This window comes from Micromonospora maritima, from assembly GCF_902825405.1.
GTDB lineage: Bacteria > Actinomycetota > Actinomycetes > Mycobacteriales > Micromonosporaceae > Micromonospora > Micromonospora maritima.
In genome coordinates this window covers 1-10,834 of sequence record NZ_CADEAU010000158.1, presented here as the reverse complement: position 1 = coordinate 10,834, position 10,834 = coordinate 1, and the positions used below count along the sequence as shown (strand labels likewise).

At 72.8% G+C, this 10,834-nt stretch carries 8 protein-coding genes; all 8 read right to left on the bottom strand.

The annotated features are described in order from the left end of the window. Positions 1 to 90 precede the first annotated feature (90 nt). The gene (locus HUW36_RS16095) at positions 91 to 1,197 is read right to left on the bottom strand and encodes a magnesium and cobalt transport protein CorA (RefSeq protein ID WP_174528919.1); all 1,107 of its coding nucleotides are present in this window, start codon (positions 1,195 to 1,197) and stop codon (positions 91 to 93) included. Positions 1,198 to 1,255: 58 nt separating this feature from the next. Continuing rightward, positions 1,256 to 1,936 (bottom strand): response regulator, encoded by a 681-nt coding sequence (locus tag HUW36_RS16090; protein ID WP_174528918.1) that lies wholly within the window; start codon positions 1,934 to 1,936, stop codon positions 1,256 to 1,258. Next, positions 1,933 to 4,479 carry a sensor histidine kinase gene (locus HUW36_RS16085; RefSeq protein WP_174528917.1) on the bottom strand — a complete coding sequence of 849 codons (2,547 nt, stop codon included), beginning with the start codon at positions 4,477 to 4,479 and terminating at the stop codon, positions 1,933 to 1,935. The genes HUW36_RS16090 and HUW36_RS16085 overlap by 4 nt, the downstream gene beginning before the upstream one ends. Before the next feature lie 85 nt (positions 4,480 to 4,564). After that, positions 4,565 to 5,446 carry a potassium-transporting ATPase subunit C gene (locus HUW36_RS16080; RefSeq protein WP_174528916.1) on the bottom strand — a complete coding sequence of 294 codons (882 nt, stop codon included), beginning with the start codon at positions 5,444 to 5,446 and terminating at the stop codon, positions 4,565 to 4,567. After that, positions 5,446 to 7,626, bottom strand: coding sequence for a potassium-transporting ATPase subunit KdpB (kdpB, locus tag HUW36_RS16075; RefSeq protein WP_174528915.1), 2,181 nt, complete (start codon positions 7,624 to 7,626; stop codon positions 5,446 to 5,448). Before kdpB ends, HUW36_RS16080 begins: the two co-directional genes overlap by 1 nt. A 20-nt stretch (positions 7,627 to 7,646) precedes the next feature. Continuing rightward, positions 7,647 to 9,302: a potassium-transporting ATPase subunit KdpA gene (gene kdpA / locus HUW36_RS16070; protein WP_174528914.1), complete on the bottom strand. Its 1,656-nt coding sequence runs from the start codon at positions 9,300 to 9,302 to the stop codon at positions 7,647 to 7,649. Next, the gene (gene kdpF / locus HUW36_RS16065; RefSeq protein WP_036343797.1) at positions 9,302 to 9,391 is read right to left on the bottom strand and encodes a K(+)-transporting ATPase subunit F; all 90 of its coding nucleotides are present in this window, start codon (positions 9,389 to 9,391) and stop codon (positions 9,302 to 9,304) included. Before kdpF ends, kdpA begins: the two co-directional genes overlap by 1 nt. A 283-nt stretch (positions 9,392 to 9,674) precedes the next feature. Beyond that, complete coding sequence (locus HUW36_RS16060) at positions 9,675 to 10,808, bottom strand: FUSC family protein (RefSeq protein WP_174528920.1); 1,134 nt, start codon at positions 10,806 to 10,808, stop codon at positions 9,675 to 9,677. Positions 10,809 to 10,834 lie beyond the last annotated feature (26 nt).

Here is a 10,834-nt window from a genome sequence, read left to right as displayed (position 1 = left end):
GGTACGGGCTGGTGGTCGCGCCCGCCGCCGCGCTGGCCGGCACGGCGGTGCTGGCCGCGGTCGCGCTGCGGGACCGGAGGGCGGCCCCGCTCAGAGCCAGCCGCGGCGCTTGAACAGCAGGTAGAGCGCGCCGCAGACGGCGAGCATCAGCACGACCGCGAAGAGATAGCCGTAGCGCCAGCCCAGTTCCGGCATGTGGGTGAAGTTCATCCCGTAGACGGTGCCGATCAGGGTGGGCGCGAACAGGATCGCCGCCCAGGCGGAGACCCGCTTGATCTCCTCGTTCTGCTCGAAGCTGGCCGCGGTCAGGCTGCGCATCTCCTCGTTCTGCGCCTGCGAGACCAGGGTGGCGTTGACGGTGAGGATGTTCTGCAGCAGGTGCCGGAAGCCGTCGATCCGCTCCACCACCTGGGTCAGGTGGTCGGCCACGTCACGCAGCCGGCGGCGCAGCTCCTCGTCGGTGCCGTAGCGGTCGAAGCCGTGGGTGAGCGCGTCGACGACCTTCAGCAGCGGCCGGGTCGCCCGCTGGAACTGGATCACCTCGCGGCTCAGCTCGTAGATGCGGCGGCTGGCGTTCGGGTCGCCGCCGAACACCTCGGTCTCGATCTCGTCGATGTCGTTCTCCAGCCCGGCCACCACCGGGGCGTAACCGTCGACCACCCGGTCGAGCACGGCGTAGAGGACCGCCTCGGGGCCGAGCGCGAGCACCGCCGGCTCCGCCTCCAACCGACGGCGGACGGCCACGAGGTCGGGCGTGCCCCCGTGCCGGACGGTGATCACGAAGCCGGGCCCGAGGAAGAGGTGCAGCTCGGCGAACTCGACCGCCTCCCGGGCGTCCAGGTAGCGGGCGGCGCGCAGCACCACGAACAGGGTGTCGCCGTACCGTTCCAGCTTCGGCCGCTGGTGGGCGTTGATGGCGTCCTCGACGGCCAGCTCGGGGAGCTGGAACTCGGCGGCCAGCGAGGCGACCTGCTCCCGGCTGGGCCGGCGCAGCCCGATCCAGGCCATCGCGGCGTCCAGCTGCTGGAGGCAGCGGAACGTGTCGGCGAGGCTGACCGGCGACGCCCGCCGGACGCCGTCGACGTAGACCCCGCTGTCGACCAGCCCGGCGGGCCGCTCCGGCTCGGCCGCGCCGGCGTCGATGGCGTGCTCGTCCAGCTGCCGACCGAAACCCTCAGAGGACCGGTTGTCCGCCATGCCCCTCCCCCGCCGCTCGGCCGGCTCGCCGAGTCCCCCACCGGCGCCGGGGCAAACGTCAGGGCCGGTAGCGGTAGCCCATCCCCGGCTCGGTGATCAGGTGCCGGGGCCGGGCCGGGTCGTCCTCCAACTTGCGGCGCAACTGCGCCATGTACTGCCGGAGGTAGTTGGTCTCCTGCTGGTATTCCGGCCCCCACACGTCGTGCAGCAGCTGTCGCTGGCTGACCAGCTTGCCGGGGTTGCGCAGCAGCTTCTCCAGCATCGCCCACTGGGTGGGGGTGAGCTTGACCTCGACGCCGTCGTCCCGGGTGACGGTCCGGTCGGCCAGGTCGACGGTGTTCCGGCCGATCCGCAGCGCCGGCGCGGCCGGGGTGGCGGGGGCGAGCCGCCGGGTCACCGCGCGGATCCGGGCGAGCAGCTCGTCCACCCCGAACGGCTTGGTGACGTAGTCGTCGGCGCCCGCGTCGAGCGCGGCCACCTTGTCCTCGCTGCCGGCCCGCCCGGAGAGCACGATGATCGGCACGCCGGTCCAGCCGCGCAGGCCCCGGATCACCTCGGTGCCGTCCAGGTCGGGCAGGCCGAGGTCGAGCACCACCAGGTCCGGCGGGTGGCCGGCGGCGGCCTTCAACGCGGCGGCCCCGGTGTCGGCCACCTCGACGTCGTAGCCCCGGGCGCGCAGGTTGATCCGCAGGGCGCGCAGGATCTGCGGCTCGTCGTCGACGACCAGGATGCGGGTCATTCCTGCGGCCCCTCCGGCTCGGTGGCGGCCGGCAGCCGCAGCACCATGGTGAGACCGCCGCCCGGCGTGGTCTCCGGGGTGATGCTGCCACCCATCGCCTCGGCGAGACCACGGGACAGCGCCAGACCCAGCCCCACCCCGGTCTGGTTGTCCCGGTCGCCGAGGCGCTGGAACGGCAGGAAGACGTGCTCCCACTGGTCCTCGGGGATGCCCGGCCCGGTGTCGATCACCCGCAGCTCGACCTGGCCGGCGTGCGCGCTGCCGGTGATCGTCGGCGGTCGCCCGGGCGGGCTGTGCCGCAGCGCGTTGGCGACGATGTTGACCAGCACCCGCTCCAGCAGGCCGGGGTCGGCCAGCGCCGCCGGCAGGTCCGGCGCGATGTCCGTGGTCACCTCGGCCGCCGCCGCGCCCAGTTCGTCCAGGGCCCGGGGTACGACGTCCTCCAGCCCGACCGCGGTGGCGGTGACGCCCAGCGCGCCGGCCTGCAACCGGCTCATGTCGAGCAGGTTCGCCACCAGCCGGCCCAGCCGGTCCAGCGACTCGTCGGCGGTGGCCAGCAGCTCCTCCCGGTCATCGGCGTCGAACTCCACGTCGTGGCTGCGCAGGCTGCTCACCGCGGCCTTGGCCGACGCGAGCGGCGTGCGCAGGTCGTGGCTGACCGCGGCGAGCAGCGCGGTCCGCATCCGGTCGGCGGCGGCCAGCGGTCGGGCGGTGGCCGCCTCCTCGGCGAGGCGTTCCTGGCGCAGCGCGAGCGCGGCCTGTGCGGCGAACGCCTCGACCACCCGGCGGTCGGCGGCCTCCAGCCGCCGGCCGGCGAGCACCACGCTGAGCCGGTCGTCGACCGGCACCACCGTCTCCCCGGCGCTCGGGCTGCCCGGCTGGTCGTCGCCGACGCCGGCCACCACCCGCCACGAGCCCTTTTCCCGGGACCGGGCCGGCCGCCCCTCGGCCTCGGCGGTCAGTTCCAGCACGCTCACCGCGCGCAGCCCGAACGTTTCCCGGAGCCGGTCCAGCAGGGCGGGCAGCGGACGCTCGCCGCGCAGCACGCTGCCGGCGACGGTGGCCAGCGTCTGCGCGTCGGCCGAGGCGCGGGCCGCCTCCCGGGTACGCCGGGCCGCCACGTCCACCACCCAGCTGACCGCGACGGCGACGCCGACGAACACGCCGAGCGCGAGCAGGTTGTCCGCCTCGGCGATGGTCAGCGTGCGGTACGGCGGGGTGAAGAACCAGTTGAGCAGCAGCGATCCGCCGAGCGCGGCGACAAGTGCCGGCCACAGCCCGCCGACCAGCGCCACCCCGACCACGCCGGCCAGGAAGAGCAGGATGTCGTTGGTGAGGGTGAGGTCGGGCAGGGCTTCCAGCAGCAGCGTGAGCAGCGGCATGCCGAGCACGGCCAGCGCGTACCCGAGCAGCCGGCGACGGCGGGACAGCGCGGCGGGCACCCCGGCCCCGCGACGCCCGCGCCCCGCCTCGGGGTGGGTGACCAGGTGCACGTCGATGGCACCGGAGAGCGCGGTGGTGGTCACGCCGACGCCGCGGGAGAGGACCTGCGCGAACCGCCCCCGCCGGCTCGCGCCGAGCACGAGCTGGGTGGCGTTGACCCCGCGGGCGAAGTCGAGCAGCGCGGCCGGGATGTCGGTGCCGAGCACCTGGTGGTAGGTGCCGCCGAGGCTCTCCACCAGCACCCGCTGCCGGGCCAGCTGGACCGGGTCCGCGTCGGCCAGCCCGTCGCTGCGGGCCACGTGCACGGCGAGCAGGTCGGCGCCCTTGCTGCGGGCGGCGATCCGGGCGGCCCGGCGGATCAACGTCTCGCCCTCCGGGCCACCGGTGAGCGCGACGACCACCCGCTCCCGCGCCTCCCAGGTCGCGGAGATGCCCTGCTGGGCCCGGTACGCGTCGAGCTGCTCGTCGACCTTGTCGGCCAGCCAGAGCAGCGCCAGTTCGCGCAGTGCGGTGAGGTTGCCGACCCGGAAGTAGTTGCCCAACGCCGCGTCGATCTTGTCGGGCCGGTAGATGTTGCCGTGCGCCATCCGGCGGCGCAGCGCCTCCGGCGTCATGTCCACCAGCTCGACCTGCTCTGCGGCGCGGACCACCTGGTCCGGCACGGTCTCCCGCTGGGTGGTGCCGGTGATCTGCGCGACGACGTCGTTGAGCGACTCCAGGTGCTGGACGTTGACCGTGGAGAGCACGCTGATCCCGGCGTCGAGCAGCTCTTGGACGTCCTGCCAGCGCTTGTCGTGCCGGGAGCCGGGGACGTTGGTGTGGGCCAGCTCGTCCACCACCACCACCTCGGGGCGGCGGGCCAGCACCGCGTCGAGGTCCATCTCGGTGAAGTCGGCGCCCCGGTAGGTCATCGACCGGCGCGGCACCACCTCCAGGTCGCCGACCATCGCCGCGGTGTGCGGCCGGCCGTGCGTCTCGACCAGGCCGACCACCACGTCGGTGCCACGCTCGGCCCGGCGCTGGGCCTCCTCGAGCATGGCGTAGGTCTTGCCGACCCCCGGGGCGGCACCCAGGTAGATCCGCAGTTCGCCCCTGCCCACGGCCCCATCCTCCCTGAGTGAGAAGGAAGGGGCCCCGCTTAACGCCTTCGGTAGAGGCGGGGCCCCTTCTTAACAGCTGCCGGCGTCAGCGCGCCGGGTACTTCTCGTCCAGCGCGAGGTTGAGTTCCAGCACGTTCACGCCGGGCTCGCCCATGAAGCCGAGCGACCGCGCGGTGGTGTGCTCCTCGACCAGCTTGCGGACCGCCGCCGGGTCCGCGCCGCGCTCGCGCGCCACGCGGGCCACCTGGATCTCCGCGTACGCCGGGGAGATGTGCGGATCGAGGCCGCTGCCGCTGGCGGTGACGGCGTCGGCCGGCACGGCCGGCTCCGCCGGCGCGTCCCCCCGGACCGGGGTGACGACACCACCCTCGGCCACGTAGTCCTGGTCGGGCTGGGCCAGCTCGACCGGGACGCCCTGCCACGTCGACACGAACGGCGTCGCCGGCGCGACCTGGTTGACGCTCACCACCCGGGTGATTCTGCCGGTCAGTCCGTCGGCGCGGAACACGGCCAGCACCGCACCCACCCCGTCCGGCGTGCAGTACGGGCGCCGCCCGTCCACGCCGTCCAGCTCGCCGACCGCCTTGCTGCGCGCGCAGACCTGGGTGAGCAGGCTCGGCGTGGAGTCGGCGGGGTCGGCCGCCAGCGTGTCCACCACGCTCTCCGGGCCGAGGTTGCTGGCCGCGGTGGAGGTCGGGTCGTAGCCGTCACCGGCGGCGGACGGGCGGGACTGGAAGTAGCGCGGGACCGGGTTGCCGTCCGCGTCGGTGAACGACTGCCCGATCAGCGAGCTGCCGACGGTCTTGCCGCCGACCTCGATCAGGGACCCGTCGGCCTTGCCGTCGAGGCCGGGGATCCGGCCCACGGCGACCAGGGCGAGCGGGTAGGCCAGGCCGAGCAGCACGGTGAAGACGAGCACCGCGCGCAGGGCGGCCACATGCTGGGAGAGCCAACTGGGAAGGCGCATCACGAGATCCCCGGGACGAACTGGATGAGCAGGTCGATGAGCTTGATGCCGACGAACGGCACCACGATGCCGCCGAGCCCGTACCGCAGCAGGTTGCGGCTGAGCAGCGCCGACGCGCTGGCCGGGCGGTAGCGGACGCCCCGCAGGGCCAGCGGGATCAGCGCGACGATGACGATCGCGTTGAAGATGACCGCGGAGAGGATCGCCGACGTCGGGCTGGCCAGCCGCATCACGTTCAGCGTGTCCAGCGCGGGGTAGATGCCGGCGAACATGGCCGGGATGATCGCGAAGTACTTCGCGATGTCGTTGGCGATGCTGAACGTCGTCAACGCGCCCCGGGTGATCAGCAACTGCTTGCCGATCTCCACGATCTCGATCAGCTTGGTCGGGTCGGAGTCGAGGTCGACCATGTTGCCGGCCTCCTTCGCGGCCGACGTGCCGGTGTTCATGGCGACCCCGACGTCGGCCTGGGCCAGCGCCGGCGCGTCGTTGGTGCCGTCACCGGTCATGGCGACCAGCCGGCCGCCCTCCTGCTCCTTCTTGATCAGGGCGAGCTTGTCCTCCGGCGTGGCCTCGGCGAGGAAGTCGTCCACGCCGGCCTCGTCGGCGATGGCCTTGGCGGTCCGCGGGTTGTCACCGGTGATCATCACGGTCCGGATGCCCATCCGGCGCATCTCGTCGAAACGCTCGCGCATGCCGGCCTTGACGACGTCCTTGAGGTGGATGACGCCCAGCGCCCGGGCCGGTTCGCCGGCGGTGTGCTCGGCGACCACGAGCGGGGTGCCGCCGGTGCCGCTGATCGCGTCGACCAGTTCACCGACCTGCTCGGTCGGGTGGCCGCCGTTCTCGCGTACCCACTTCATGACCGCGGCGGCGGCGCCCTTGCGGATCTGCCGGTCGCCGACGCCGCCGTCACCGGCCAGGTCGACGCCGCTCATCCGGGTCTGCGCGGTGAACGGCACGAAGGTGGCGTGCGGGATCAGACCGGGCTCGCGCTCTCGCAGCCCGAACTCGTTCTTGGCCAGCACCACCACCGAGCGCCCCTCGGGCGTCTCGTCGGCCAGACTGGACAGCTGCGCCGCGTCGGCGACCGTGGCCGCGTCCACGCCGGCCACCGGCAGGAACTCGGCGGCCTGCCGGTTGCCCAGGGTGATCGTGCCGGTCTTGTCCAGCAGCAGCGTGTTGACGTCGCCGGCCGCCTCGACCGCCCGGCCGCTCATGGCGAGCACGTTGCGCTGCACGAGGCGGTCCATGCCGGCGATGCCGATGGCGGACAGCAACGCGCCGATGGTGGTCGGGATGAGGCAGACCAGCAGGGAGACCAGCACGATGCCGGTGACACCGGAGTCGGTGATCGCCTGGGTGTTCGGCGCGGCGGCCTGGTAGGCCTTGGAGAAGATCGCCAAGGGCTGGAGCGTGACGACCGCGAGCAGGAAGATGATCGTCAGCGCGGCCAGCAGGATGTTGAGTGCGATCTCGTTCGGGGTCTTCTGCCGGTTGGCGCCCTCGACGAGGGCGATCATCCGGTCGATGAAGCTCTCCCCCGGCTTCTGGGTGATCTTCACGACGATCCGGTCGGAGAGCACCCGGGTGCCGCCGGTGACCGCGCTGCGGTCGCCGCCGGACTCCCGGATCACCGGAGCGGACTCGCCGGTGATCGCCGACTCGTCGACGCTGGCGATGCCCTCGACGACGTCGCCGTCGCCCGGGATGATCTGTCCGGCCTCGACCAGGACGATGTCGCCCTGCTTGAGCTGCGGTGCGGGCACCGCCTCGTCGCGGTAGCGGTTGGCCGCCGCGCCCGGAGCCCAGCCGAGCAGGCGGGTGGCGATGGTGTCCTGCTTGGCCCGCCGCAGCGTGTCCGCCTGGGCCTTGCCCCGGCCCTCGGCGACCGCCTCGGCCAGGTTGGCGAAGACCACGGTCAGCCAGAGCCAGATCGTGATGGCGAGTGCGAACACCGACGGGTCGGCGACCGCGAGGACGGTGGTGAACAGCGCGCCGATCTCGACGATCAGCATCACCGGGTTGCGCCACAGGGTCCGCGGGTCGAGCTTGCGCAGCGCGTCCGGCAGCGACCGGACCAGCTGCCTCGGGTCGAGGAGGCCACCGCCGACCCGGTCGCCCTGGGTGGCCGGCGTGCCGGGGGTCGGCGCGTCGGCGGTGTCGGAAGGTGCCGTCATGTCCTTGTCTCTCATGGTGGTCACAGCCCTTCGGCCAGCGGGCCGAGCGCGAGCGCGGGCAGGAAGGTGAGCGCGACGAGGATCACCGTGACGCCGACGACCATGCCCACGAAGAGCGGCCGGTGGGTGGGCAGGGTGCCCTCGGACGCGGGCGTGGGATGCTGGCGGGCCAGCGAGCCGGCCAGCGCCAGCGCGAAGATGATCGGCAGGAACCGGCCGAGCAGCATGCACAGGCCCAGCGCGGTGTTCCACCACGGCGTGTTCACGGTGATGCCGGCGAACGCCGAGCCGTTGTTGTTGCTCGCCGAGGTGAACGCGTAGAGCACCTCGGAGAGACCGTGCGGGCCGACGTTGAGCGCGGTCGAGTTGTTGCCGGTGGCGAACGCGGCGGCGGTGCCGGTGAGCACGAGCGCCGGGGTGATCAGGAAGTACATCGAGGCGAACTTGATCTCGCGCGAGCCGATCTTCTTGCCCAGGTACTCCGGCGTACGGCCGACCATCAGGCCGGCGACGAACACCGTGATCACCGCGAGGATCAGCAGGCCGTACAGGCCGGCGCCGACACCGCCCGGGGCGACCTCGCCGAGCATCATGTTGCCGAGCAACATCCCGCCGCCGAGCGCGGTGTACGAGTCGTGGAACGAGTTGACCGCGCCGGTCGAGGTGAGCGTGGTGGCGGCGGCGAAGGTGGCCGAGTTCGACACGTCGAACCGCACCTCCTTGCCTTCGAGGGCCGCGCCGACCGCCTGCGGCACCGTGCCGTTGCCGGTCAGCTCGAACACGTTGGTCAGGGTGATGCTGGCCAACGCGAGGATCGCCATCACCGCGGCGATCGCGTAGCCCTGCCGGTTCTGCCCGACCATCCGACCGAAGACCCGGGGCAGGCTGAACGGGATGAGCAGGATCAGGAAGATCTCGATCCAGTTCGTCCAGGTGGTCGGGTTCTCGAACGGGTGGGCGCTGTTGACGTTGTAGAAGCCGCCACCGTTGGTGCCCAGCTCCTTGATGACCTCCTGGCTGGCCACCGGCCCGCCGGTGATGGTCTGGGTGCCGCCGGTCAGCGTGGTCACGTCGGTGCCGCCGGACAGGTTCTGCACCGCGCCGCCGATCATCAGGGCGAGCGCGCCGAGCACCGCGATCGGCAGCAGGATCCGCAGGACGATCCGGGTCAGGTCGACCCAGAAGTTGCCCAGCTCGCCGGTACGACTGCGGGCGAAGCCCCGGACCAGCGCCACCGCGACGGCGATGCCCACCGCGGCGGAGACGAAGTTCTGCACCGCCAGGCCGGCCATCTGCACCAGGTGACCCATGGTCGACTCACCCGAGTACCACTGCCAGTTCGTGTTGGTCACGAACGAGACCGCGGTGTTCCACGCACCATGGGTGATCACCGGGTCGAAGCCCAGCGAGAGCCAGAGGTGGTTCTGCAGGCGCTGGAAGGCGTACAGGAACAGGATCGAGACGGCCGAGAAGGCCAGCACGCTGCGGGCGTACACGCCCCAGGTCTGCTCGGCGGCCGGGTTGACCCCGACCAGGCGGTAGATTCCCCGCTCCACGCGGGCGGACCGGGTGCCGGAGACCACCCGGTACATGTGGTCGCCGAACGGCCGGTAGACGGCAACCAGCGCCACCACCAGCGACAGCACGAAGAGCACCCCGGCTGTTGTCATGCTCATCAGAAGCGCTCCGGGAACAGCAGGGCGACGACCAGGAACACGCCCAGACCGATCGCCAGCACCAGGCCCACGGCGTTGACGGCGCTCACAGCTTCTCCACACCCCTCACCACGAGGGCGAGAGCCGCGAACAGCCCCACCGTCAGCAACACGAACAGCACGTCAGACACGGCTGACCTCTCCTAGCGGACGATGTCCTCGCGACCGCCTCCCGGTCGCGCCGGGCAATCAAAACGCCAGGTCGAGCCGACGGACAGGGGCTATAACGCGACCATCACGCCGGCCGGCGGTTTCTTGACGCGCTTTTCACGCCGGCCCGGCGGCGGGTGAGGGCCGTCACGCCCGGCCGGCCCGCAGGAGGGGAGCAACGGCGTCACCCGTCCCGCGCCGGCGGACCGCCGGTCCCGGGCGGGTCGAGCGGGCCGAACGCCGAGCGGACCAGGCGGTTCGCCTCCTCCTGGTCGACGTCGGTGGCGACCAGGAGATCACTGGCCGCCGTCCGCACCTGGGCGACCACCACCGCGCCGGAGAAGTCGACGCCGGCCCGGTAGGCGCGACCGGCCTCGGCGACCGCGCGCAGCGCGGACTCCCGGCACCGGGTCGCCTCCGGCGTGCCTCGGGCGAACTCCTTGCGCAACGTGCGGACCGCGTCGGCAAGCGCCCCCACCGCGACCGGCATGGTCTCCGGCACCCGCTCACCGTCCGCGATCAACGTGACCGCCCGGCGGATCAGCGTCCCGCTGTTGCGCATCGCCCGGTCCACCGGCTCGACCGCCTGGGCGTAGCGGCCGAGCGGTCCCTCCCGGGCGGTCCAGTAGACCGGTGAGAGCGTGGCGGCCTCCCGCGCGCCCTGCGCGGCCTCACCGAAGGAGCCCATCTCCTTCTTGTTGTTCCGCAACCGGTCCCGGGCGACGCGCGCCGCCTCCGCGTCCCGCTCCCGCAGCGCGTCGGCGGTGTGGTCCAACTGCTCGGCCAGCAGGTCCAGGGCGGGGCCGGCGGCCCGGTTGATGATCCGCAACGGGTTCAGCGGCAGCAGCACCGCCGTCACCAGCAGGGTCGCCCCGCCGCCGATGAGCGCGTCCAGCACCCGGGGCGCCTCCAGGTTCGGCACCGTCGGCGTCAGCGTGCCGATCAGCACCGCCGTCGCCCCGGCCTGGACCACCAGCGCCGGGCTGCGGCCGACGAACGCCGCCACCACCACGGCCAGCGCGACGATGAGACCGAGCTGCCACGCGCCGATCCCGACCAGGCCGATCAGCACATTCCCGATCAGGATGCCGACCGCCACCCCGATGATCAGTTCGACGGTACGGCGCACCCGCTGGCCGACCGAGGCGGCGAGCGCCACGACCGCGGAGATCGGGGCGAAGACGGGTTGCGCGATGTCCAGCAGCGAGTCCGCGACCCACCAGGAGAGGCCGGCGGCGAGCCCCGCCTGGGCGGCCAGTCCCGCGCCCGCCCGTACCCGCCGGAACCGGTCGACCAGCAGCGCCGGCGCGGACCGCAGCCGGCGGCCGAACCGGTCACCGGCGG